Source organism: Carnobacterium iners, from assembly GCF_900177385.1.
In the GTDB taxonomy this organism is placed as follows: Bacteria; Bacillota; Bacilli; order Lactobacillales; family Carnobacteriaceae; genus Carnobacterium_A; species Carnobacterium_A iners.
In genome coordinates, this window is the sequence record NZ_FXBJ01000002.1 from 1,695,650 (window position 1) to 1,721,968 (window position 26,319).

Genomic DNA, 26,319 nt, shown 5'->3' on the forward strand with positions numbered 1-26,319 from the left:
TTTTAAATGAGTGGAATATTAAAAGTTATTATTGATATTGCTAGTACACCAGCGATACTTGTTGCCATGATAGCAGTTCTAGGTTTGTTGTTACAAAAAAAGCCAACCACAGATGTGGTTAAAGGCGGAGTTAAAACGTTTGTTGGTTTCTTAGTTGTAACAACTGGAGCTGGCGCTGTAGTTGCTTCATTGTCACCGTTTGGAGAGATGTTTCAAGTAGCCTTTAATGTGCAAGGTGTTATTCCTAATAATGAAGCAATTGTTGCAGTAGCTTTAAGTGAATACGGAACGACAACGGCATTAATTATGTTAGCAGGAATGATTTTTAACATCATGATTGCGCGCTTTACAAAATTCAAATATATCTTCTTAACAGGGCACCACACACTTTATCTAGCGTGTATGATTGCAGTTATTATGTCAGTTATTGGATTTACTACAATTCCATTAATTCTTTTAGGTGGTTTGGCATTAGGAATTGTAATGACTGTATCGCCGGCAATAGTACAGCCTTTTATGCGTCAATTGACTGGTCACGATAATGTTGCTTTAGGTCACTTTAGTGCAGTAGGTTATGCATTAAGTGGATATATAGGTAAATATTTTGGAAATAAAGAAAAATCAACCGAAGATATTAAATTCCCTAAAGGTTTAGGATTCTTGAGAGATTCAACAGTAAGTATTGCGATTACAATGGGGATTATTTATGTCATAGTAGCGATATTTACAGGCGGAGCTTATATTCGCGAAAACCTAAGTGATGGCACAAACCACATCATTTTTGCCTTACAACAAGCAGGAGCATTTGCTGCAGGCGTTTTCGTTATCTTAGCTGGTGTTCGTTTAATCTTAGCAGAAATTGTTCCAGCATTTAAAGGGATTTCAGAAAAATTAGTCCCAAATGCTAAACCAGCATTAGATTGCCCAATTATTTTCCCATATGCTCCAAATGCTGTTTTGATAGGATTCTTTTCAAGTTTCTTAGGCGGTATTGTAAGTATGATCATTATGTTATTTGCTGGCGGTGTAATTATTTTACCAGGAGTTGTTCCTCACTTTTTCGTTGGTGCAACAGCAGGAGTAATCGGTAATGCATCTGGAGGACTTAGAGGTTCAATATTAGGTTCGTTTGTTCAAGGAATGTTAATTAGTTTCTTACCTTTATTATTATTACCAGTACTTGGAGATTTAGGTTTTGCAGGTTCTACGTTCTCCGATGCTGACTTTGCGGTTTCAGGGTTATTCCTTGGACTTTTAGGAGAATACGGTGGCCAAGTAGCAGTAGTTATTGGTATAGCTCTTGCTTTATCTATAATGATTGCTTTAACTTTGTTCAGCAAAAAACAAAAAGAAACTGTCGAAGCAAATTAAGTTATTACCATAAGGAGGAATAGCCGGTGGAAATAAAAGAACTAGAAAAATTTGCTAAAGAAATACGCTACTATACTTTAAAAGAATTAAATTATATGGGATACGGACATTATGGTGGAAGTCTTTCTATTGTAGAAGTCTTAGCAGTTATTTATGGAGAACACCTAAATGCAAGTCCTGAGACTAAAGATGATCCCAATCGGGACTACTTTGTGCTATCAAAAGGTCATGGTGGTCCAGCACTATATGCAACACTCTCTCTGAAAGGCTATTTTCCCGAAGAATGGTTGTATACACTGAATCAAAATGGTACGAATCTTCCTTCACATCCCGATCGCAATAAAACACCAGGTATTGATATGACGACTGGCTCATTGGGACAGGGCATTTCTGCAGCTACGGGTATAGCTCTTGGTAACAAGATTGCTGCAAGAAATAACTTTACGTATGCGATTGTTGGAGATGGTGAATTGAACGAGGGCCAATGTTGGGAAGCAATCCAAATGGCTGCTCATAATCAGTTAGATAATTTAATTGTTTTTGTAGATGATAATAAAAAGCAACTAGATGGATATACAATTGATATTAGCAATCCATTTGATTTTGCAGAAAAATTTATAGCATTTGGATTTAATACTGTACGTGTTGATGGTCATTCAGTTAATGCTATTTCGAAAGCAATTACAAGTGTAAAGGTATTTAAAGGAAAGCCTTCTGTTATTATTTTAGATACCATCAAGGGAAAAGGTATCAAACATATAGAAGAAATGATGGATAACCATCATTTGCGTCCAGATGACGAGACAAACAAAGCGATTCAAGCTACGATCCAACAAATAGGTGAAGAGTTGGGAGTGTTAGTTTAATGAAAGAATTTATAGTTACATTAGATGAAGCAGAAATGCGGACAACATATGCTAATTTTTTAGTTGAATTTGCACAAAAAGACGAAAAAGTTGTTGCTTTAGAAGCAGATTTATCTAGTGCTATTGCAACAAATAAAATAAAAGAAGCAATGGGCAATCGATTGATTAATGTTGGTATTATGGAAGCAGAAGAAGTAGGGTGTGCTGCAGGTTTAGCGGTAGCTGGCTTTAAGCCTTTCATCCATACTTTTGGACCTTTTGCTAGTCGAAGAGTTTACGATCAAGTATTTTTGTCTTTAAATTATGCTCAATTAAGTGCAGTTATACTGGGATCTGACGCAGGCGTAACAGCAGAAGCAAATGATGGAACACACATGCCTTTTGAGGATTTAGCATTAATGAGAGCGATACCAAAAGCGACGGTTTATGAGGTTAGTGATACGATAATGTTAAGGGCTATCCTCGAACAGTCTTATGAAGATACTGGTTTTAGTTATATCCGTACAATCAGGAAGCAACCTGTTAAATTGTATAGTGAAGGAGAATTATTCGAATCAGGAACAAAAGTGTTGAGAGAAGGCAAAGATGTCAGTATCTTAGCTTCTGGAATAATGGTCTCAGATGCAATGCTAGCTGCTAACGAGTTAGCTGCTGAAGGAATTGAAGCAACTGTAATGGATGTCTATCGCTTGAAACCAATTAATAAAGAAGCTGTTCTTCAAGCAGCTGAAACTGGGGCAATTATAACGGCAGAAAATCACAATATTATAGGTGGATTAGGAAGTGCTGTAGCTGAAGTTTTAGCAGAAGAAAAACCGACTCTTCAATACCGAGTAGGAGTTCGCGAGCAGTTTGGTCAAGTTGGAAAAGCAGACTACTTGAAAGAACAATACGGGTTAACAGTTGAAAATATTGTTTCTCAAGCTAAAGAACTCATTAAGAAAAAAGAAAAAATGAGAGCAGTAACTATTATGTAATTCAATAATTAGGCTAACTAGATTCTGAGTCTAAAAAATAAAAAAAATTATCTAATTTGATTTAAGCTCTAAAAGATTAGATTTTTCAAGTCTATCTTTAGAGCTTTTTTATCATAATAAGTTTTTTTAAACAAATAAAACTAAAATAGATAGATTATCTTTCTTCTATTCAGTACTCAAATTGACCAGGAGAACTGTTAAAATAATTACATTCAACCAAAAAACGACCAGAAACTAAGACTACTCTTAGACTTCATGGTCGTTTTTTAGGTAGTGATCAACTAAATTTAGCTTTGAGAAAAACGAAAAAGTTTGTGCTTGCCAAATAAATAATAAAACGTACTGATTAGTAACAATAAGGTCATTATCCAACTACCGAAAGGAAGAAAACGATCTAGTAAAAAGTTGGCTAATCCAAATAATCCTGTAATGAAAAGAAGAACGAGGATGGGCATAAATCCTCTATTGGCATCTGCTGCAGTAAATTCCTTTGAAAAAGGGTAGGACTTCATAGCTAGTTTTAAATAACCAAAGAAAACAACTGTCGTAGCTAAGAAACCGTTAAGAATAATAGCCAGGTCGTTCCAACCGTACAAAAAGACTAAAAAAACACTTAAAGCTACATAAAAAGGTACAATCAGTCTCATCCAAACGGTTTTTCCAGCAGCTCTAACAAATAAGCCATCGTTATTAACGGGACTCATCTGGAAAATCCAAGCGCCCTTATAAGAAGATGAATAATTTAGAGAAGCCACTAATTGCGGGACCATAAACAAGGTAATGTAAACAGCGAAAGGAAAGCCTTGATTTCTTAAATCCGTAAAGGTCATCCCACTAGCCAAGCTGTTGAAGCTAAAGAATAAAGGGAGGATAAAAGAAACGGCTAATGGCGGATAGACTCTCGTTTTAAATTCCCGTTCATTTTGAATGATTTTCCAAGTGAATTGGTAATAAGCCTGTTCAGTCGAATTGGAACAAAGAATTGTTTTAGTTTGATTCATCCAATAATTGTGTTCTTTAAGATTCTCATTTTGATTGGTTAATTTTTGAATGTTTCGCTCTAATTGAGCACTATTTTTCCTGTAATAGAAAAAGAACAGCGTAGTAGCAGTTATAAACAACAACGTATAAAATAAGTAATAGCCGTTCATTCCTTCTTGTAATAAGCCTAATGGGGCAGCGAACCACAATGGAAATAACGGTAAGTGCCAGATTTTTGGTTGATAGACAATAGCGAAATCGACAAGACTAAATAGTTGACTAACTAACTGATAGCCTAAAATAGTAAAGATGGATAAGCCAATTTGACTGTATGAAATAATATTCTTCAGTTTTTCACCGTTAAATTTTTTTAGAATCGTAGCATAAATCACAAGTGTGAACAATAGCGTCCAGAAACTAAAAATAACCGTTAATATAGTAACTAATAATCCTGCGAGAAGACCATTTACAAAATAAGTAGCAATCGTTACTGGCCCACCTAAGGCTAAAGTCAAAGAAAATAAATAAACAAAAACATGGGTTGCTTTAGCTGCACTAAGGGTTTGACCGCTAACAGGCTTGGTCCCAATCAAGACTTGATCTTTTGCATCTAATAAGATAGCAGAAAAGCTAGCAATTGTCGTTGAGAGCAACATCACAAACAAATAGCCAAAATAAATGGTGTACTGCATAATCAGGCTATCGCTAACAAATAAAGCACCAATGACAAAGCTGCTAATAATAGCGTACCAAATCAAAGAAGAAAAAAAGGCGTTCTTTTCTTCTTTATTTTTCCCATTTTGCATAATCAGATTGGGCTCACGGCCGTCCATTAGAATTTTCGTCTTAACGATTAATCTCAGTTGCTTGTAATCGACTCCACTTTTTTCATAAAGTGAAGAAAAGATATCAAGAACTTTTAAGTAAAGTGGATCTTTCGAAGTCAAGGAGTTAGCCATCGTATTCGGCTCCTTTCATCGCCTCTAAAAAGTCTTCTGCTAATTGGAAGTGTTCATCAAAACCCGTTAATTCATTGAATAACTCTTCTAACGTTCCTTCAGCTTCATGTCGGATTTCGTTAAATGGTCCATCTGCAACGATTTTCCCGTTATTAAGAATCAAAATACGATCGCTTAATTTCTCAACGGTATCCATAATATGAGAAGAGTAGAAAATTGTTTTTCCTTCAGCTTTTAACTGCGCTAAAATTTCTTTGATAACAAGGACGCTATTGGCATCCAATCCATTTAATGGTTCATCCCAAAAAAGAATGGTTGGATTATGTAATAAACTAGAGATGATTAAGACTTTTTGGCGCATGCCTTTAGAGAAAGTGGAGAGTCGATTATGAAAAGCCTTTTCGATTTTTAAAGCCGTCATCATGGCTAAACTTCTTTTTTGAATGAGGGTTTCTTCTAAACCATAAAGCTGTCCAACAAATAAAAAATATTCATGGGCAGTTAGGGTTTCATATAAATCTGCATTTTCCGGGACATAACCAATCTGAGCTTTGTAGTTGGTCTCATTTCCGTCTAAAGGTTCTCCAAAAATAATGATTTCACCAGCATCAGGTTTCATTAAACCCAAAATCATTTTAACTGTTGTACTTTTTCCAGCACCGTTCGTACCGATATATCCAATGATTTCACCTGGATAAACAGCAAAATCGACACCTTTTAAGACTTCATTTGAACCAAATGATTTTCTCAGGTTCTTTATTTCTAAAATAGGTAACATAGTTAGCCTCCTTTGATTTAAATTGATTTTAACATAGAAATAAAACGATAACAGTAAATATATTAGATAGAATTGTCTGTTCAAATAGGACTAATCCGCTGCAATTTATCGCTATCAATGAAAAGTAGACAAGTTACGAAGATTATTTAACTAACTGGTCCAAAGTGCTCTATGAATAGACTAGTCCGATACAATTGCAACTTAACTGGTCACGTTTCATCTAAGAGTAGACAAGTTTACGATTATTTTATTCATAGTTGTCTATTTTAAAGAGTCAAGTACCAAAAGTTAAAGGAAACTATTAATCGATGAGCAATTTATACTAGTAAAAATCCAATCATTAGATTTCATAGAGAATCTTTCTGAGAATGAACTAACTTTATCGAATCTATGGTAAGGTTAATTTATTGTAAAAAAAAAGTAAAGGATTGTGAAGGATAAATGGCCACCATCATCTTTGATGTAGACGATACACTATATGATCAATTGATACCCTTTAGGAAAGCCTTTCATGAAACGATTCGTGAGGTTTCACTGGATGAAATAAACCATCTTTACCGGTTGAATAGAGAAAAAAGCGATGCCTTATTTGAACAAAGTGAGTTAGGAGTATTGCCTAAAATAGAGGTGCAAGTGATGCGTATCCAATATGCGTGCGAACAAACGAATATGTCGATTAGTGGAGAGACGGCTTTAAACTTTCAAAAAACTTATGAAAAAGAGCAGAAACACTTAATGTTGTATCCAGAAATGAGTGAATTATTGGATAAGTTAGCTCAAAACAATCATCAATTAGCTTTGTTAACAAATGGTGCAGCAGCACACCAACAAAAGAAGATAGATCAGCTTGGTTTAACTAAATGGATTAACCAAAATCAGATGTTTATTTCTGGCGAATTGGGTAAAATGAAACCGGATAAAGCCGTCTTCAAAATGGTAGAGTCTGCTCTAAAATTAGTGGATGAAAAACCGATTTATATTGGTGATTCGTTTCAAAATGACGTCATTGGCGGTAAAAAAGTAGGTTGGACTGTTATTTGGCTAAATGCTCGTCGCAATAAAAAGACGGATGATAGTATTCAGCCAGACAACACGATTCAACATCCGGCTGAGTTGCTAACGTTATTTGAAGAATGGGGTTATTTTAAAAAGTAAGACACTAGCGTAGTGGTGTTGGGACGACTGTTCCAGCGCTATTTTTTCTTTTCAATCTTATTTTTTGATAAACAGGTGAGCATTCGTGTTAAACTAAAGGGAGTAAAAAATAGGAGATGCACAGATGCTAAATTTAGTTATCTTGATGATTGAACGTGTAGGGCTTATTATTATTGTGGCTTACATGCTGATGAATATTCGTTATTTTAAAACGATGTTAACAAAAAGACACTACTTATCTACGAAAATACAATTGATTCTTGTATTTGGTATTTTTGCCATTATTTCTAATTTTACAGGAGTAGAAATTGGCAAAGACCAAGTGGTTTCCGATCAATTGTTTACCACATTATCTGAAAATGCTTCACTAGCTAATACGCGAGTGTTGACCATTGGTGTATCAGGTTTAATCGGAGGACCTTTTGTAGGTGTTAGTGTCGGGATAATTTCGGGTATCCATCGGTTTACTCAAGGAGGAGAAGCTGCATTTATTTATGTTGTCTCTTCTATTTTAATCGGATTATTTACTGGCCTATATGGTATGAGAACGATGAAAAAGAATCATTACCCAACAGTTATAGAAGGCATCATTATTGGGGCCTTAGCAGAAGGAATCCAGATGGCCTGCATTCTTATTTTAAGCAGCAACTTTCGAGATTCTATTGAGTTGGTTCGCTTTATTTCGTTGCCAATGGTCTTAATCAATAGCTTAGGGACGGCTATTTTCTTATCCATTATTCGAACGACCCTCCAACAAGAAGAACAAACAAAAGCCGTTCAAACACATGATGTTCTTCAGTTAGCCAATGAAACCTTGCCTTTCTTTCGACAAGGAATGTATGAAGAACCGTGTACAGCTGCCGCTGAAATTATCATGCGCTTTATCAAAGTATCTGCGGTCAGTATCACAGACCAAGAAAGAATCTTAGCGCATGTTGGTGCGGGAAGCGACCACCATATTCCTTCCAATGCAATCTTGACGGACTTATCAAAAGAAGTATTGCGAGAAGGTAAGGTAAAAGAAGCTTTCACTCACGAAGAAATCGGGTGTCACCATAAAGGTTGTCCACTAGAAGCGGCCATTGTCATTCCTTTAAAGTCTAAAGACCGAACTGTCGGCGTGCTGAAAATGTATTTTACAGATAAAAACGAATTGACTTATGTCATCAAACAATTGGCGGAAGGGCTAGGAAATATTATTTCCAGTCAAATTGAACTAGGTGAAGCTGAGTTGCAAGGAAAGTTATTAAAAGATGCTGAAATCAAATCACTGCAAGCGCAAGTAAATCCGCATTTCTTTTTTAATGCAATCAATACAATTTCTGCTTTAATTCGTGTAGATAGTGAACAAGCTCGTGCATTATTGGTTCAATTGAGCCATTATTTCCGAGCCAATCTTCAAGGCGCTAGAACCAATCTTATTCCATTAGCAAAAGAATTGGAGCACGTCGAAGCTTATTTATCGATTGAACAAGCTCGTTTTCCAGAACGTTATCAAGTAGAATTCAGGATCGAACCGAGTTTAAATCAAGTCTTACTTCCACCATTTATTATCCAATTATTAGTTGAGAACGCTATTCGACATGCTTTTGAAGGGCGAAAGGTTGACAATCATGTGTTGGTTTCTGCTCACGCAATTGAAAATAATCTCGTATTAAGTGTCAGCGATAATGGCTTTGGGATAAAATCAGACCGGCTAGGCAAATTGGGCAGAGAAATTGTTCCTTCTGAAAAAGGGACAGGATCAGCTCTAGAAAATTTGAATAAACGGCTGGTAAGTTTATTTGGAGAGTCAGCTGCTTTAAAGATTGAAACTTCTAATAAAGGGACAACCTTTTCTTGTATGGTTCCCTGCAAAGAAAGGACAAAAGACCATGCATACCCTACTCGTTGATGATGAGCCCTTATCTAGAAACGAATTGACTTATTTATTAAAAAAATGTCCTGAAATAACGTCTATTGTCGAAGCAGAATCCATTGAAGAAGCATTAGAAAAGATGCTTTATCAACCAGTGGATCTCATCTTTTTAGACATTCATTTGACTAATGAAAGCGGATTGACCTTGGCAGATAAGGTCAATCAGTTGAAAAAACCGCCGCTTATTATTTTTGCAACAGCTTATGATGAATATGCCGTGAAAGCATTTGAACTAAATGCGCAAGATTATGTCTTAAAGCCTTTCGAATTAAACCGTATCCAACAGGCAGTGACAAAAGCTTATCGACTAATTGATGCGAATAAAGAAAAAATAAAAGCAGTTAGCATCTCTATTTCTACAACCTTACCTATTCAAGTAGAAGAATATATTTATATGGTTAAACAACGAGAAATCATCGCTTTAGAAGTTAAAAACGGAATAACGACAGTGTACACCGTTCAAAAGGACTACCAGACGCGTGAGTCTCTAAGTGCCTTAGAGAAAAAATTAAGTCCTTCACACTTTATGCGCGTTCATCGTTCTTATATCGTGCAACTAGAAGCTATCCAAGAAATCCAGCCGTGGTTTAATCATACGGTTCAAGTGACTATGAAAAACCAGTTAAAGATTCCTGTTAGTCGTTCGTATATAAAAGAGTTTAAAGAAAAAATGGGATTGTAAAGCTCAAATGTTAGGAGTAAATAGCCTGTTCAAAGTTAGGATTACAGAAGATGACTTGACGGTTACTCACGGTTTAGGTGACGCATTACAAAATGCCAATATAAAACAAGAGGAATAGAGGATTTTAATTGTGTTATGAAAGAATTTATTCGTTTTATGCTCCAGTTAATTTTGATAGATAGTCAATTGACTTATTATAATGGCTGCTACTGGTCCCAAATGGTACGTAAAATCTCTCAAGTTCCGATTATCTTTATTTCTTCTCGAAATGAAAATATGGGTAGCGTGATGGCCATTCGAATAAATTTTATCGTGAGAAGATTTTTTTAATGGACTAATTATTTGGGAAGGAACAACAAGTTGATGAGAAAAATAAGGAGCAACTAAATTACTTCATCTTTTGGCTACATCAAATTAAGACAGCTACCGTAACGATTAGCTTATTGCTACAACAGGCAGCACAACTGGAAAAGCCGGTTATGCAACTGACTTAAAAGCAAGCTTTACTAACCAAATAGCTCTGCGTTATGAATCCAGGGAAATGATTCGAACTGAATAGTATAGCACAAAGATTCTACTCGGAGACAGATTGTTTGGGTGTTTTTCTACCCATTCTCGTTGCCGTACTTCATAGTGCCTTTGCATATCCCGTTATCTAAAAAACGTTAATTATCTTTTGAATGATGAATCAAAAATTATTGGTTCTCTCTATTATAAGTGTGTTTATCATCTTTAGTTTATTTATCGAATGACTTTAAAGATTTATTACACGATTGTTAAATGAATAAACGGACAGAAGACGCTAAGTCTTCTGTCCGTTTATTTTTTTATCGTGATAAATAAAGAATACAAGAAAACTTTTTTTGTTCTATTTATCATTTATTTTTTTCTGAAAAATTCAGTTGAATTTTGTGTCTTTCTCCTGTAAAGTGGCCCTTGAGAGCATTTCTCACTTTATTAGTTTAATAAGCCATTTTATTTTGAACGGACTTTAAAAAAACGTTAAAGGAACAGGATAAGATAAAAAAAAGGTAAAAAGAGATTTTTTAAGAAGGAGAAGAAAGATGAATGTATTTAAAAGTTCAAAATTATTGTTTTGGACGTTATGGTCTCTAGCCGCAGCGCTAACAATATTTATATCGACCAAGATTAGCTTCGTTTTTCAACCGTTATACGCACTATTTTCGACCCTTTTCGTTCCAGTTTTAATTGCAGGTTTTTTATTTTATCTAATGAACCCTCTTGTTAAACTGATTGAAAAAAGTAAACTAAAAAGAAATTATGCTGTTCTCATTGTAATGATTTTGGCTATTGGTGGGACGATTTCTTTTGGGATAAAAGTAGTTCCGTTATTATTAGAGCAATTTAGTGAGCTCATTATTAATATTCCTACGATTATTTCTAATATCGAGATTCAAGCAGAAGATCTCAAACGAATTCCAGGACTTGAAAAAATTGATTATGAAGAAGTTTTATTGCGTTTAAACCTTTCATTAGATACGATTTCAAATACGGTGCTATCTTCTATTACAACAAGTATCAGTTCAATCCTTTCGACACTGACCGGATTAGCAGTTGTATTAATCACAGTTCCAATTATTTTATTTTATCTCTTTTATGATGGTCGAAAATTTGCACCAGCTGTTGCTAGTCTGTTCCCAGCCAAATACAAAAATTATGCTATTGAATTGATGAGCCAAATGAATGATGTCGTCTCTGGTTATGTCAGTGGGAAAGGTCTAGCTAGTATCGTTGTTGGAATATTAGTTTATATTGGGATTCTGTTTATTGGTTTACCGTATAGTTTATTGTTAGCCATTATCTGTGGAGCAACCAATATGATCCCTTATATCGGTCCTTTTATCGGTGCGGCTCCAGCCTTTATTATTGGATTAACTATTTCACCAGGGAAAGCTCTTCTAGTAGCCCTTTTAATTGTGGTTATTCAACAAATAGATGCAAATTTCTTAACACCGAAATTTGTCGGTGAAAGTTTGAATATTCATCCCTTAACGATTATTGTTGTTTTATTAGTGGCAGGAAAAATAGCTGGTATTGTGGGAATCATTTTTGGAGTACCTGGCTTTGCCGTAGTCAAAACAATTATCATTTATGTCAAGAAAGTAATTTTAGAAGAGAAAAAAAAGGTTAAACCCGTTTAAGGTTTGCCTTTTTTTTCTTATTCTTTATAAAAACAGAAATATAGTGTTTTTTAGCAGTCTTTCTCGTTAAAAAGACCATTAAACTTTATCCTATAAAGAACCTTTTTTTAATAAATATGGATATAAAAAAAGTTAAACGCTTACTTATTTATTTTTTGTGAAAAAAAGAACATAAACGACTTGACATCTTTTTTTGTTTATTAGATACTAAGAAAGCATTAGTGAATATGTTAACGATGTGTTGCACTTATAGTTAATTTTTAAAGAAATAACGGCTATTTAGGAAAGGTGAAAAAGAAAGAAAATACTAAAGTCTTATTTATTATTTGTTTGAAAAAAATTGTACAATTAACAAGGTTTAATTTATATTAGTTTAATCAATCGTTAAAAGATAAGCTATCTTATTTAGGAGGAATTTATATGTCAGAAAACGAAACGAAATTATCAGGGAAAGTATTTTTAAACCGTGTCCTAGCCGGAACAGCAACAGGGATTGTTGTTGGGTTGATACCAAATGCTATTTTAGGAGAACTATTTAAATTTTTAGGAACAAAAATGGACATCTTTATCTCATTATTACACGTTGTTCAAGGATTCCAGTATTCTGTACCGATTATTGTTGGTGTTTTAATTGCGATGCAATTTAAATTAAACCCTATGCAAACTATTATTGTTGGTGCTGCAGCCTTAGTTGGTTCAGGTGCGTATGTTATTAATGAAGGTGCCTTTATGCTTGTGGGTATCGGTGATTTAATCAATACGATGCTAACCGCTTCGTTAGCCGTTATCTTAGTAATGGCTATTGGCAATAAACTAGGCTCAATGACAATCTTATTGCTTCCTATTCTAGCCGGTGCTGGAGCAGGTGCGGTTGGTTCGTTCACTCTTCCTTACGTAAAAATGATTACTTCAACAATTGGTTCTTTGATTAATAGTTTTACTGAATTGCAACCTATCTTAATGAGTATTTTAATTGCTATTTCATTTTCAATTATTATTATTTCACCCATTTCAACCGTTGCAATTGCGACAGCTATTGGTCTTTCAGGACTTGCATCAGGTGCAGCAAATATCGGTGTCTGTGCTGCAGCGGCTTCATTAGTTGTTGGATCAATGAAGGTAAATAGTATCGGAGTAACTTCTTCAGTAGGTTTAGGCGCAATGAAAATGATGATGCCAAACTTAATCAAACACCCCATTATTGTTTTGCCACTTGCAATTAGTGCAACAATCAGTGGAATTTTTGCAGCAATCTTTAATATTCGAGGAACACCCTTCTCAGCTGGTTTTGGATTCTCAGGTTTAGTTGGACCAATCAATGCGATTAAGTTTATGGAAGGCAGTACCATTGCAAACTTCGGAGTAGCTGTGTTGGCTTTCTTTGTTATCCCCTTTGCTAGTGCATTGCTTGTAGATTTCGTTTTATGTAAAGTACTAAAAGTATACGATAAAGACATCTTCAAATTTTTTACAGCAAAATAAAAAACAGCTGACAAAAATAAATCATAATGGAGGAATTTTAAGTGAACTTAATTATGTTTGGTACACGTGAAGATGAAAGAGACGCTGCGATGGTGTGGAGTGAAAAAACAGGAGTGATAGTTGATACTGTAACCGAAATCTTAACCATGGAGACTCTTGATAAAGTAAAAGGCAAAGACGGTATTTTAATCCAACAAACCGGTAAATTAAATGAAAAAATTTATCCAGCATTAGCAGAAATGGGTATTAAGCAATTGGCTACCCGTTCAGCTGGTTACGATATGTTTGATTTAAAATTAGCTAAAGAAAATGGCTTATTTATCACAAATGTACCGGCTTACTCACCAAATGCGATTGCTGAATTTGCGGTAACAGCTTCATTAAATATGATTCGCCATATGGATTTAATTAAAAAGAATGTTGAAAAACATGACTTCAGTTGGAATAAAGCGATTCTTAGTAGAGAAGTACGTTCAATGAAAATCGGAATCGTTGGAACAGGTCGTATTGGTCGTATTACTGGTGAATTGTTTGCGGGTTTTGGTGCAGAGATTCTAGGATTTGACCTGTATCCAAATGATGAAGCACGCAAATTCATGAGATACACTGATACACTTGAAGAATTAGTTAGAGAAGTTGACTTGATTTCTATTCATATGCCGGCAACCGATGACAATTTCCATTTATTTAACAAAGAGTTGTTTGCACAAATGAAAGACGGTTCATTCTTAATCAATACAGCAAGAGGAACAATCGTCAAAACCGATGATTTACTTGAAGCGCTAGAAAGCAATAAATTAGCTGGTGCTGCTCTAGATACCTATGAAAATGAACATTTATTTGTTAATAAAGACTTAAAAGGCGCAGCAATTGATGACGAGATCTTTAACGCATTAATGGCAAGAGAAGATATTTTCTATACGCCTCATATCGCCTTTTATACGGAGACGGCTGTTGAGAACCTAGTAGAAGGATCATTAGATGCGACTCGTAATATTTTAACAACTGGTGAAAGTGCCTTTGAAATAAAATAAAGCTAGTATAAACGAAAAAGAAGGAAGTTAGCCTAATTTCAATGGGCTGCTTGCTTCTTTTTTTTCACCTAAAATAGTAGCGTAAATTTAGTTAAAATATGTAGCAGCGTAAATTTAATTAAAATAACGATAGAAATAGAAACGAAAATAGGGTATGATGCTAGCAGAACAATTAAATAAAGCAAATTTTTTTTAGGCAGTAGGCAACTAAAAAAAAGTGAGAGGAGCTAACAAGAATTACATAGAAAAGCTAAACTTGTTAAAAACTGAACGAGTAACCAATAAGGGAGAATGAAGATGAAAAAGAAAATTGGTATCGCATTAGGAATAATTATAGTTACCGTTATTGCAGTTCTTGTTTCACAAAAAGTGCTTTCCTCAAAAGAAGTCGTTGTAGAAGAAATAGAAGATCCTTACGGTATAGAATATTTCACAGTTCCAAGTATGGAACAAGTTTTTGTTAATGGAACAGTCAAACCAGAACAATCACAAGAGTTTCGTAAAGAAGAAGCTTATGGAGTGATGGGCGATTTACAAGTGAAAAATGGTGAAACAGTAGAAAAAGGAAAATTATTTTATACCTATGAAAATACAGAAGTAGCAACCCAACTAAGCGATACGACTAACCAAGTTGCTAGAATGGAAACGCAACGTTCAAATGCAATCTACAAAAGAGATTTAGCGATTAAAAATTGGAATAAGTTACCTGAAGAAGAACGAACTCAAACACTAGAAGAAATAAAAATGGACATGAGCACCGATGATTTAGATGCAGAAATAACAGAAATGTACAACAATTTGGTTTCTTTAAAGGAACAAAGGTACAAAGAAATAGTTGCTCCTTTTACAGGAAAAGTATATGTACCGGAAGTGAAAGATGCTGAATCTCCAATTCTGAAATTAATTTCAGATCAGTTTTATGTAGCCGGTACAGTCAATGAAAAAGACGTTGGCAAGCTAGCCAGCGAGCAAATAGCTGATATTAAAGTTATTTCTAATGATTATGCTGTTACAGGTAAAGTGAGTTTTATTGATTTAAACCCAACAGAAGATGGTGCTCAAGAAGGGGACTATGGCCAAACGTCAACAATGTCTAGTTACCCAGTTAAACTTTCTCTAGACACATTAGAAGGCATTCGCAATGGCTATCATGTTCAAGCGGTTGTGAATATTGGAAAAGAACTAATTGCCATTCCGACAAAAGCGATTCATGAAGAAGATAAAGTCTATTACGTTTTAGTAAATGATTTTGGAACAGTTGTGAGACGCATTATTCAACTAGGTAAAGAAGAAGGAGAAAATACTATTGTAACGAGCGGGTTAGAAGCAGAAGACCAAATTATTCTATCATCAAAAGTTCCTGTTGAAGAAGGTCAATTGCTTAATGAAGCGACTGATTTAGAAGCAATGGATTCTATGACTATGGAAGAATAGGTGATGGTTGCGATGGAAAAAATAGAAACAACTAAACCGCTTATTGAATTAATAAATGTAACAAAGACATTTAAACGTGGCAAACAAGAAGTCACCATTTTAAAAGGATTAGACTTAAAAATTTACGAAGGTGAATTTATTATGATTATGGGGAAATCAGGTAGTGGTAAGACAACCCTGATGAATATTATTGGTTTTCTAGACCGTATTAGTTCTGGCATCTTTCATTTTCGTGGCGAAGATGTTTCTTCTTTAAATGAAAATAAAAAATCTGATTATCGCAATGCTTTTTTCGGCTTTGTCTTTCAACAATTCTTTTTAATCGAAGCGCTAAATGTCCAACAAAATGTTGAATTGCCAATGGTCTATAAAGGAGTTCACCAAGCAAAAGAGAAAAAAGCAAAAGCGCAACACTTTTTAGATTTAGTCGGTATTGGCGAGAAAATGAAAGATAAAACAACGGAACTTTCTGGTGGGCAACAACAACGTGTAGCGATTGCACGCGCATTAGTTAACGATCCCTTATTGATTATGGCAGATGAACCAACTGGTGCACTCGATAGTGAAACGGGTAAAGTCATTATGGATACGTTAAAACAGTTAAATGAAGAAGGAAAAACGATTGTTATGGTTACCCATGATAGCGACTTGACGGCCTATGCATCAAGGGTAATCTACATGAAAGATGGTTGTTTTGAAGAAGAGGTGAAAAAGCTATGATACGAAATATTTTAATGAGTACTTTTTTAAGCCTTAAAGCGCATAAATTGAGAGTATTCCTAACCATGCTGGGCATTATTATTGGGATTGCTTCTGTGGTTACGATTGCAGCTTTAGGAGAAGGAATCAGGCAGCAAACAATTTCTCTAGCTGATTCAACGAATTCTAATGAAGTTAAGATTCAATATGTCATGCCGATGTCTGAAGATCCGACCTATTATGAAGAATCCACCTTTGCTTTTTCAAGAGTAGATATGAAGCGAGTTCAAAAGGCAACTGGCGTAACTTCTATTTTACCTGACTATGGAGAAGGGATGGGAATGGGTAGTTCGGTTGAAATCATTAGTGCTGATTTTAATTATTTCGGACAACAGTCTTCTCTTCAATTAACGCCCTATAGTGAAGATCATACAATCTTATATGGCAGAAATCTAACAGCAGCAGATGCTAATCATGACGTGATTGTGCTATCTCATGACGTATTTGACTATGGGATTATCATTGATAACCCAGAAGACATGATTGGACAGGCTATTTCATTAAATGGCTACATGTATCAAGTAGTTGGAATCAAAACACCTTATGATTACGATAATACGCCATTGACTGGTGGAGGGGATGATTACTTGACCGCTTCTTCATCAATAGTCCCGCGTTCTTCTTACAATGATTTAACGAAATACAAACCGATTGTCGGATTAAAGATTAAATTTGACGGGAGCAGCGATCGTTATGCTGCAACAGAAGAGATTATTCAAGAATTAGTTGAAACCTATCCTGATGAACAGGGAACCTTTGAAGAAGATCGATCAAATGAAGAAATGCAACAAGAAATGGAAACTTATATGGCTGGGATTGTTAATTTCTTGATGGCGATAACTGCTATTTCACTTTTAGTAGGTGGAATTGGCGTGATGAATATCATGTATGTATCGGTTACTGAACGTAAACGTGAAATTGGGATACGTCGTGCTATCGGAGCTAAGCCTCGGACCATTTTATTTCAATTTATCCTTGAAGCAGCGTTTATTACTTTCATTGGTGGATTATTAGGCTTGGTTTCAGGATATGGTATTGCGATACTAGCAGGTAGTTTTATGGATCTTGAACCAGTCTTAACCATGCAAACTATTTTATTATCAACATCTGTTTCTGTTTTAACGGGATTATTTTTTGGTATTATGCCAGCTGTTAATGCTGCAAAAATGGATCCCATCAAAGCTATTTATCACTAATTCTGTTCACTTAGTATAGGAGGAAAAATGAAGAAAAAATTTATTTCTTTCTTTTTAATCATTACAGTACTGGGCTTTATTTGGACGACTGTTTTATTTGTTTCGGTGGAAAAACAACTTTCACGTTCTTTAGGTATCCGCATCCCGGCGAATTCAACGCTTATTTCGACAGATAGTCATGGAGGATTTAATGGCGACGGAGATTTAATGGGGTCCGTATGGAGTTCAAAGGAAAAAAAGCTGAGGATATAGTCAATCAAATTCAAGAAAATAACGACTGGAAAAAGACACCTCTTCCAAAGAATATCAAACTTCAACTTTACGGTGGTGAAATAGATGAAAACACTACTTACTCATCTGATTTAGCTCAGAATAATAAGATGCCAGAGATTAATGAAGGGTACTGGCTATTTATTGATCGATACGAGGGAAAAAAACGACTATCAAAAGGCGAAGAATTGTTTTCTCGATCTTCTCATAATTATACTGTCGGACTATATGATAAAAAAACAAGCAGTCTTTATTACTTTGAATGCGACTCTTAATTAAAAAAAATTAACGAAAGAAGATTCAAGCGATGAAGAGTTAATCTATTGTTGTTTGGATCCTATTTTATATTAAATAGAATGGACAACAAAAATGATGGTTATTATTATTTTTTGGCTACAAGCTGTTGGTAAAATGATAGCAGAGTATGGATAAAAAAATATAATAGGCTTATCGGTATATGACTAATTATTTCATTAAAAAAGATAGAATTATTTTATTGTAAATGAATAAACGTGAAATATCTCGTATGTTTAATAGATTATACGTTACAAAAATAGTGATCAATAAAAAAGGTTCTACTTTTTTTAAAAAAAGAAATAGAACCTTTTTTTGTTGAAAATTGCATTACAATAAGCTAAATCTCATTGTATTTTAACTTAAGAACAAAGAAAAAAGAAAAGCAAAAAAAAAAAAACTTATAAAAATTGTATAAAAAATATAAATATACAGTATAAACACTCAATATAGGTTGTATATACTGAATAAAGAATATATATGAAATTAATGCGAAAAAAATGTGGTGAAACCGACATTTAAGATGTAGCATATAAGTTCTTATTTTGGTTTGTCAGCGTTATCATAAGGGTGTAAATAAGATTAAGAGGAGGAAATAAAAGTGAATAATCCGATTCATGTCAATTCAGAAATTGGTAAATTAAAAAAAGTTATGGTGCATCGTCCAGGTAAAGAGATGGAAAACTTAATGCCTGACTACCTAGACAGATTACTATTTGATGATATCCCTTATCTTAAAGGAGCTCAAGCAGAACACGATCATTTCGTTAAAACACTAGAAAACGAAGGAGTCGAAGTTGTTTATTTAGAAAAATTAACAGCAGAAGCAATTGATGCTGGAGACGTAAAAGAAGAGTTTATTAATCAGTGGATGTCAGAAACAGGTATTGTTTCAGAAGACGCTAAAAATATTGTGAAAGACCAGTTGTTAAAATTAGATACTTTCGATATGGTTCTTAAAACAATGGAAGGTTTCAGAAAAACTGAAGTTGATTCAGATCATTTTGACAACTCTTTAGCGGACTTATTAGAAAGTGACTATCCATTCTTGGTTGATCCAATGCCAAACCTGTACTTTACACGAGATCCATTTGCAACAATGGCTAATGGTGTTACAATTAACAAAATGTTTTCTGAAACACGTAACCGCGAAACGATTTACGGAGATTTTATTTTCAGATATCACCCAGAATATAAAGAAAACGTAGATAAATTTTACTCACGTGATGAAGAGGACCGTATCGAAGGCGGAGATGAGTTAGTCCTTTCTAAGGATATTTTAGCCATCGGTATTTCACAACGGACAGACTCTCGTGCTATTGAAAAATTAGCAAAACGCGTATTCGCAGCTGGTGCTTTCAAAGAAATTCTAGGATTTGATATTGGCGAACACCGTAAATTCATGCACTTAGATACTGTATTTACCATGGTTGATTACGATAAATTTACAATCCACCCAGAAATTGAAGCAGGACTACGTGTCATCTCAATCAAACCTGGTAAAGATGGAGAAGTCGTACTTGAAGAAAAAGAAAGTAAAAACTTAGCTGAGGTACTAGCAGAAGCTTTAGGCTTAGAAAAAGTAACTTTGCTCCCATGTGGTGGCGGAAGTCTTGTAGACTCAGCTCGTGAACAATGGAATGATGGATCAAACACACTAACAATCGCACCAGGTGTCGTTGTTGTTTACGATCGTAATACAATTACTAATAAGCTATTGAAAGAAGCAGGATTAAAACTAATTGAAATTCCAGGAAGCGAACTAGTACGCGGTCGTGGGGGCCCAAGATGTATGACAATGCCTTTCGTTCGCGAAGATTTAAAGAACTAAAGTTCATTTTTACTCAAAAAATAAAAAACTATTGGAGGAAACATTATGACAGAAACAGTATTTCAAGGACGCAGCTTTTTAGCAGAAAAAGATTTTTCTAAAGAAGAATTGGTCTATCTAATCGAATTTTCAGAGCATCTAAAGCGATTAAAGAAAAATAATATTCCTCATCATTATTTAGAAGGTAAAAATATTGCTTTATTATTTGAAAAATCATCTACAAGAACGCGTGCTGCTTTTACAGCAGCGGCTATTGACCTAGGTGCTCATCCAGAGTATTTAGGAAAAGATGATATTCAATTAGGTAAAAAAGAATCAGTAGAAGATACTGCTCGTGTTTTAGGCGGCATGTTTGATGGAATCGAATTTAGAGGATTTAGTCAAAAAGTAGTCGAACAATTAGCAGAATTTTCTGGTGTACCTGTCTGGAATGGTTTAACAGATGACTGGCACCCAACTCAAATGATTGCTGACTTCTTAACAATCAAAGAAAATTTTGGCCATCTTGAAGGTGTGACATTAGCTTATGTTGGAGACGGACGAAACAACGTTGCGAATAGTTTATTAGTAACAGCAGCTATTTTAGGAGTAAACATTCGAATCGTTGCTCCTGATTCATTATTCCCAGATCAAAAATTAATTGACATGGCCAACGAATACGCAAAAACATCTGGTAGTGAAGTTATGATTACAGATGATGTTAAAAAAGGTGTTAAAGATGCAGATGCTCTTTATACAGACGTTTGGGTTTCAATGGGAGAAGAAGACAAATTTGCTGAACGTATTGAGTTATTAACTCCTTATCAAATCAACATGGACATGGTTCGTGCGACAGGTAAAGAAGATATGATCATCTTACATTGCTTGCCTGCTTTCCATGATGCTGAAACAATTTATGGCAAACAAGTGCAAAAAGATCATAACATTACAGCAATGGAAATTACTGATGAGGCTTTCCGTAGCAAGCATGCTCGCCAATTTGATCAAGCTGAAAATAGAATGCATTCTATCAAAGCTATTATGGCAGCAACATTAGGAAACTTGTTTATTCCAAAAGTTTAAGATTAAAAAAAGTAAGACAAGAACTTTAGAGCATGGGGAATACTGCCATCCTTATGCTCTATCTTTCTCTTAAAAATAATAAAAAACGAGTTAATACTAGTAAACGTAGAATATCCGACATATAATAAGCAGGAACAACCGTTTTCAAAAAAATACGAATCGAGATAGGATGGATAATATGACAAAAAGAAAGATTGTAATTGCTTTAGGTGGAAATGCGATTTTATCAGATGATGCTAGTGCAGCTGCACAACAAGCCGCGCTTGTAGAAACAGCAGAATATTTGGTAAAATTCATTGAAAATGGGGATGATTTAATCATTTCTCACGGCAACGGTCCTCAAGTAGGGAACTTATTGTTGCAACAAGCGGCTACTGATAGCGAAAAAAACCCAGCAATGCCTATTGATACTTGCGTAGCAATGACACAAGGAAGTATCGGTTACTGGATGCAAAATGCTTTAGGTAATGCTTTGGCAAAAAGAAATATCAAAAAGCCTGTTGTATCTATCGTAACTCAAGTAGTCGTAGATGAGAATGACCAAGCTTTCAAAAATCCAACTAAACCTATTGGACCTTTCTTATCAGAAGAAGATGCACAAAAAGAAATGGATAGAACAGGTTCAATATTTAAAGAGGATGCCAGTAGAGGATGGCGCAAAGTGGTTGCTTCACCAAAACCTGTTAGTATTCAAGAATACGAAGTTGTAAACCAACTTGTCGAAAGTGGAGTAGTTACTATTTCAGTTGGTGGCGGTGGTGTTCCTGTAATCGTTAAAGATGGTGAATTAACGGGTATTGAAGCGGTTATCGATAAAGATTTTGCTTCTCAAAAATTAGCAGAATTAGTTAAAGCTGACTTATTAGTTGTTTTAACTGGCGTAGACAATGTTTTTATAAACTACAACAAACCGGATCAAAAGAAACTTGAAAATGTAACAGTTGCTGAGATGAAAAAATACATTGCAGAAAATCAATTTGCACCAGGTAGCATGTTGCCTAAAGTAGAAGCTGCGATTGCTTTTGTTGAAAACTATCCACAAGGAAAAGCAATGATCACTTCTTTAGAAAACGTTGAAAATGTTTTAGAAGGAAATGGCGGAACAGTTATTACAAAATAAAGAGTAAGAAAAAGTGTCTTGAAACGAACCAGATTGAAAAAAATGGGATCTTTCAAGACGCTCTTTTTATAAGAAAATACTTATGAAAACGGACAATATAAGCAGTTTACTAGTTAAAATAAAAGAAAGAGCTAGGCTGTTGTGCTATAATGAATACATAGATAGATCATCATTTTCCATCATCATACACATAGTTCAAACAGGATTACTTATTCGTTTAGTTCAATTATTATAAGTAAGGAGCGAATCAAATGCCAACCAAAGAGATGAAAACAAACCAGTTGTATGAATTGCGATTTAAGTCAGTTTTTGCGAACTTAACGGATTCAGAATTCAATGGTCTAAAAAAACACTTGTGTCTCAGAAGTTATAAAAAAGGGCAGGTTTTATTTGATGAAGGCGATAAACGTGAAAAATTATTTTATTTAAAAAAAGGCCTTGTTAGAATAGAACGTTACGACAAGAGTGCTTCATTTTTATACATTGATTACAACAACCCCGATACATTATTTCCATACGGAGGGATGTTCTCCGACGAAACGTATCATTATTCTGCTTATGCAGCTACCGATATTGAATTATATTATTTGCCAACAGATATCTTTGAGCAACAAGCGATATATAACGCTAATCAACTGTTGTATCTTTACAAAAAGGTATCCGTCATTTTGAGACAACAAGAAAAAAGAATTCAGTATTTAGCTGTTTCAAGTGCTACAAGTCGTATCATCAACACGTTATTGTATTTAATGGAAAATTTAGGTAAACATGTTTCACCTAAAGCAATCGAAATCCCGTATCCTATTACAATCAATGAAATAGCAGATATCAGTGGTTGTTCAAGAGAGACAGTAGGCGGTGTGATAAAACAACTCAAAGAAGACCACCAATTAGAGTATGAGCGCAAACAATTTACATTTCTACATCCTTCTTATTTTAAATCCTATTCAGAATAAAGCAAAAAAAGAGCTCTACCGTTTGAAGGGAGAGCTCTTTTTATCTTTATTTGTTCATCATTTTTAGTAAACGTAAGCCAACGTTAATCTGTAAAAGTTCTTCGGCCTGATTAAATTGAATAGCCGTTAATTTTTTAATCTTATCTAACCGATAACGAACGGTTTTTGGATGAAGAAATAGTGTATCTGCAGTATCTTTATAATTTTGGTTTTTATCTAAAAATACTTTCAGTGTTTCAACCAAGTCAGGATGACTTGCATTTAACGTAAGTAAGGATTCAGGAATGAATTTTTCAAATTGATTTAAATGATCCATATCAGCAAACAGTTGATAAATGCCAATATCATGGTAACTATAAATCATATTTTCTTCACCAAATAATGCCGTAATCTTTTGAGTATTTTTTGCTTGTTTATATAAGGATGGCAAATGAAGCAAGTCGCTTTTATAACTAAAGCTAATAGTTATATCTAGCTGGTCTAAACTGACTATTTTTTTACTTGCTTCAATACTAGCAAAGAGTCTCTTTTTAATTATTTCTTCTGAGTCTTGTTTAGTATCCATGATAAAAACAATTTTATGATTGCGTATGAGATAAACATGTTGCAGCCAGTGTTTTTTTGTCTCTTCAATGAGCGTAAAGGCAAATTGCCGTTCTTTTTTATGTTGCTCATCAGGCAACTCTGCCGTCAAAGAACTAGTAGGTAAGTGACAAATGAAAATTCGGAAATTTGAGCTATTTGTTAGTTTTAAGCTAGTAATTTTTTCGTTTAACTCATCTGTATCTTCAATGCGATTGTTTAGCATATCAGAAATAATACTATTTCTATAATGCAACGTTGTTTGAGAAACAGCGTATTTTTTTAGCAATTCCATTTGGAGAAAACTAATGGTATTCTCAATAGCTAGAAAATCTTCATTCGGTGTAGAAGAATCAAGTTCATGAACGATTAATTCATAAGAATTAATTTTTAAGTTAGGGATAGGAACGACTAATTGCGTATACGTTTGATTGTTCTCAACTAGTTGTGAGGTAACTTTTCGTCTAGTATAATCGTAGTTCATGTATTTCTGTTTATTTAATGAAATAGATTGAATAAACAAGACATTGTCATAAAATGGATTAGTACTAATCCATTCTTCTTTGATAGTATTTTTTAAGCTAATCGGTTTTTTTATTAATTTTTCTAGAACCCTTAAGATATCTACAATCTCTGGTTCATTTAAAGCCATTTTTGTAAAATGGTTTTGCAATGAGTAATATTTTTCTAAAAGGTGGATATTATTATTGATTATTTTCCCCATAACATCTAGTAAAATAGGTTCGTATTGCGTCTGTTTAGGTATTTGTATTAATGGAAGTTCGTTTTTTTCGCATAATTCAATAATATATGCTGGAATAGAGACGACTAAACGGTCAATTTTGATAATTAAGCCACTTATTTTAAGCTGATGGACTTTGGTAAAAAAATCGCTCAGCTCAACAGAAGAAAGATCCTTTAAAGCGTAGTAGCTACTTAGCAACAACTCACCTTCGCGGCCCCAACTTTCGATATCCGGACCTTCTACAATCATAATACCGGTTACACTATTTGTTAACTTGGCGTGTTTAGTTAAAATCGTTGCTTCTTTGAGAGAATCAAAATCAAGCAATTCTTTTACTGTTAAATTCATACATTCACTTCCTTGTTTGTCATTATAAAGCAATATGCAAAGCTTTTCTCTATTCAAAATAGAAAACGCTCTATTCTTTAAATTAGTACGAGGATGGATTGCAAAACAATACATAATTGACTAAAAAGAAGTACATTTACTATAACAGAAAAAAACAGTTGGAACCATTCTAAATAAAGATATTAGTAAGTAAATAGACATAGAATGATAGGTAATTTTAAAAAAGAATCTGTTATAGCGATACTAGTCAAAATAGAGATTGGTTATAAAGTTCCTCGGTTAGATTAACCTATAAAAAGCCTCATCTAGTCGTTTTTATGAAAAACGCTTAGATAAGGCTTTTTGTGTAAGTTTATTGAGTTATCTTTTTAACCATTCAAGTAGTTCTTGGTATATTTGAAGAGCTTCTTTATTTGTTGGATCGCTATCAAAATCATGATTGGCTTGTTCTAGTGTAATAAATTTAGCAGAAGAAACTTTTTCACTCAAGTTTTCTCCTTGTTGGAAAGGAACGTCGTTATCCGTTTTGCTCTGAGCGATAAAAACTGGTGGAAGGCTTGCTAATTCATCATCTGAAAGTGAAAATTGATTTTGACATTTTTTATCGGGTAAGATTAAATCTAGCCAACGTCCTGTTTGTCTAGCATAAAGGTAGATAGCGTAGCGTGTTTGTAATGGGCCCTTAGCAAGAGGTGCAGGTTGGGTTAGTTGAGCAATTAAAGATTTAGGCATAAGTGGATACTGCTGGTAGTGTTTACTTGGTAAGAGATAAAAAGACTCTTGAATAGAAGAGTACCCGTAAAAGCTAATAATTTTATTGGGTCTCTTTCCTATATTCAAATCACTCCCAAGAAGTAAAGCTAAGTAAGCTCCAGCAGATCGACCAAACAAATGGTAGTCATTTGATGATAAATGTAAGACTGTATCGGAATGGTGAATGAACCATTTAACAGCTTCAACAGCGCTGCTATAAATTTCTGGTAAAGCTGTTTCTGGCGCCAAAGGATAATCGACAGTTAAAAGATGGTAGCCAGCCTTTAAAAAGAGATCGATATAAGCTTGCGGTAAGTCGTCACGGTCGCCCCAAATTAATCCACCACCGTGAAAATAAATAATGGTTTCATTTTTTAAATTAGCCGTACTTCGATAAAAAGAAGCAGATAGTGTAAGAGAAGAATGAGTAGCATAAGAAAAAAATTCTGGTTCCATGTTGTTAAACCTCCTGAAATTTACTTGAAAACGGGATATAGTGAGCTCAAAGTATAACAAAAGAAAGGCAATAAAAGGGTGGGTTTTTCTTTTATCAGTCCGAATTATACATCAAAGACAATAAAAGGGGGTCTCTTTTAGCTCTATG

The 26,319-nt window shown here is 34.5% G+C and carries 22 protein-coding genes; 18 read left to right on the top strand and 4 right to left on the bottom strand.

What is annotated here, in order from left to right:
• Window positions 1-6 precede the first annotated feature (6 nt).
• Genes B9Y54_RS08160 through B9Y54_RS08170 form a run of 3 tightly spaced genes read left to right on the top strand, consistent with a single transcriptional unit; the run spans window position 7 to window position 3,214 of the window.
• Window positions 7-1,371, top strand: coding sequence for a PTS ascorbate transporter subunit IIC (locus B9Y54_RS08160; protein WP_085559799.1), 1,365 nt, complete (start codon window positions 7-9; stop codon window positions 1,369-1,371).
• Between the two features lie 26 nt (window positions 1,372-1,397).
• Window positions 1,398-2,237 (top strand): transketolase, encoded by an 840-nt coding sequence (locus B9Y54_RS08165; protein WP_085559800.1) that lies wholly within the window; start codon window positions 1,398-1,400, stop codon window positions 2,235-2,237.
• A complete protein-coding gene (locus B9Y54_RS08170; RefSeq protein WP_085559801.1) occupies window positions 2,237-3,214 on the top strand; it encodes a transketolase family protein in 978 nt (325 codons plus the stop codon). Before B9Y54_RS08165 ends, B9Y54_RS08170 begins: the two co-directional genes overlap by 1 nt.
• Window positions 3,215-3,501: 287 nt before the next feature.
• Here the strand turns inward: B9Y54_RS08170 and B9Y54_RS08175 are convergent, their stop codons facing one another.
• Entirely contained in the window at window positions 3,502-5,154 is a 1,653-nt protein-coding gene (locus tag B9Y54_RS08175; RefSeq protein WP_085559802.1) for a hypothetical protein, read from the bottom strand.
• On the bottom strand, window positions 5,147-5,932 hold the full coding sequence (locus B9Y54_RS08180; RefSeq protein ID WP_085559803.1) for an ABC transporter ATP-binding protein: 786 nt from the start codon (window positions 5,930-5,932) through the stop codon (window positions 5,147-5,149). The genes B9Y54_RS08175 and B9Y54_RS08180 overlap by 8 nt, the downstream gene beginning before the upstream one ends.
• A 441-nt stretch (window positions 5,933-6,373) precedes the next feature.
• On the opposite strand from B9Y54_RS08180, the gene B9Y54_RS08185 reads away from it, so the two are divergent.
• From B9Y54_RS08185 to B9Y54_RS08255, 15 genes are all read left to right on the top strand, one after another.
• Window positions 6,374-7,087 carry an HAD family hydrolase gene (locus B9Y54_RS08185; protein WP_085559804.1) on the top strand — a complete coding sequence of 238 codons (714 nt, stop codon included), beginning with the start codon at window positions 6,374-6,376 and terminating at the stop codon, window positions 7,085-7,087.
• 124 nt (window positions 7,088-7,211) lie between these two features.
• On the top strand, window positions 7,212-8,981 hold the full coding sequence (locus B9Y54_RS08190) for a sensor histidine kinase (protein ID WP_085559805.1): 1,770 nt from the start codon (window positions 7,212-7,214) through the stop codon (window positions 8,979-8,981).
• Entirely contained in the window at window positions 8,962-9,687 is a 726-nt protein-coding gene (locus tag B9Y54_RS08195; RefSeq protein ID WP_085559806.1) for a LytTR family transcriptional regulator DNA-binding domain-containing protein, read from the top strand. The genes B9Y54_RS08190 and B9Y54_RS08195 overlap by 20 nt, the downstream gene beginning before the upstream one ends.
• 1,064 nt (window positions 9,688-10,751) lie before the next feature.
• Window positions 10,752-11,849, top strand: a complete 1,098-nt coding sequence (locus tag B9Y54_RS08200; RefSeq protein WP_085559807.1) for an AI-2E family transporter — start codon at window positions 10,752-10,754, stop codon at window positions 11,847-11,849.
• 420 nt (window positions 11,850-12,269) lie between these two features.
• Entirely contained in the window at window positions 12,270-13,331 is a 1,062-nt protein-coding gene (locus B9Y54_RS08205; protein ID WP_085559808.1) for a PTS sugar transporter subunit IIC, read from the top strand.
• Between the two features lie 41 nt (window positions 13,332-13,372).
• Window positions 13,373-14,365 (top strand): D-2-hydroxyacid dehydrogenase, encoded by a 993-nt coding sequence (locus B9Y54_RS08210; RefSeq protein ID WP_085559809.1) that lies wholly within the window; start codon window positions 13,373-13,375, stop codon window positions 14,363-14,365.
• A 297-nt stretch (window positions 14,366-14,662) separates the two neighbouring features.
• Window positions 14,663-15,799, top strand: coding sequence for an efflux RND transporter periplasmic adaptor subunit (locus B9Y54_RS08215; RefSeq protein WP_085559810.1), 1,137 nt, complete (start codon window positions 14,663-14,665; stop codon window positions 15,797-15,799).
• A gap of 12 nt (window positions 15,800-15,811) precedes the next feature.
• Window positions 15,812-16,519 (top strand): ABC transporter ATP-binding protein, encoded by a 708-nt coding sequence (locus B9Y54_RS08220; RefSeq protein ID WP_085560550.1) that lies wholly within the window; start codon window positions 15,812-15,814, stop codon window positions 16,517-16,519.
• On the top strand, window positions 16,516-17,754 hold the full coding sequence (locus B9Y54_RS08225; RefSeq protein ID WP_085559811.1) for an ABC transporter permease: 1,239 nt from the start codon (window positions 16,516-16,518) through the stop codon (window positions 17,752-17,754). The genes B9Y54_RS08220 and B9Y54_RS08225 overlap by 4 nt, the downstream gene beginning before the upstream one ends.
• A gap of 27 nt (window positions 17,755-17,781) precedes the next feature.
• Window positions 17,782-18,006 (top strand): hypothetical protein, encoded by a 225-nt coding sequence (locus tag B9Y54_RS08230; RefSeq protein ID WP_085559812.1) that lies wholly within the window; start codon window positions 17,782-17,784, stop codon window positions 18,004-18,006.
• On the top strand, window positions 17,973-18,299 hold the full coding sequence (locus tag B9Y54_RS08235) for a hypothetical protein (protein WP_085559813.1): 327 nt from the start codon (window positions 17,973-17,975) through the stop codon (window positions 18,297-18,299). The genes B9Y54_RS08230 and B9Y54_RS08235 overlap by 34 nt, the downstream gene beginning before the upstream one ends.
• Window positions 18,300-18,919: 620 nt before the next feature.
• On the top strand, window positions 18,920-20,149 hold the full coding sequence (gene arcA / locus B9Y54_RS08240; RefSeq protein WP_085559814.1) for an arginine deiminase: 1,230 nt from the start codon (window positions 18,920-18,922) through the stop codon (window positions 20,147-20,149).
• A gap of 45 nt (window positions 20,150-20,194) precedes the next feature.
• On the top strand, window positions 20,195-21,211 hold the full coding sequence (gene argF / locus B9Y54_RS08245; RefSeq protein WP_085559815.1) for an ornithine carbamoyltransferase: 1,017 nt from the start codon (window positions 20,195-20,197) through the stop codon (window positions 21,209-21,211).
• Between the two features lie 178 nt (window positions 21,212-21,389).
• On the top strand, window positions 21,390-22,331 hold the full coding sequence (gene arcC / locus B9Y54_RS08250) for a carbamate kinase (protein ID WP_085559816.1): 942 nt from the start codon (window positions 21,390-21,392) through the stop codon (window positions 22,329-22,331).
• Between the two features lie 251 nt (window positions 22,332-22,582).
• Complete coding sequence (locus B9Y54_RS08255; RefSeq protein WP_085559817.1) at window positions 22,583-23,287, top strand: Crp/Fnr family transcriptional regulator; 705 nt, start codon at window positions 22,583-22,585, stop codon at window positions 23,285-23,287.
• 46 nt (window positions 23,288-23,333) lie between these two features.
• Here the strand turns inward: B9Y54_RS08255 and B9Y54_RS08260 are convergent, their stop codons facing one another.
• Window positions 23,334-24,962 (bottom strand): PucR family transcriptional regulator, encoded by a 1,629-nt coding sequence (locus tag B9Y54_RS08260; RefSeq protein WP_159446077.1) that lies wholly within the window; start codon window positions 24,960-24,962, stop codon window positions 23,334-23,336.
• Between the two features lie 360 nt (window positions 24,963-25,322).
• The gene (locus B9Y54_RS08265) at window positions 25,323-26,171 is read right to left on the bottom strand and encodes an alpha/beta hydrolase (protein ID WP_085559819.1); all 849 of its coding nucleotides are present in this window, start codon (window positions 26,169-26,171) and stop codon (window positions 25,323-25,325) included.
• Window positions 26,172-26,319: the final 148 nt, after the last annotated feature.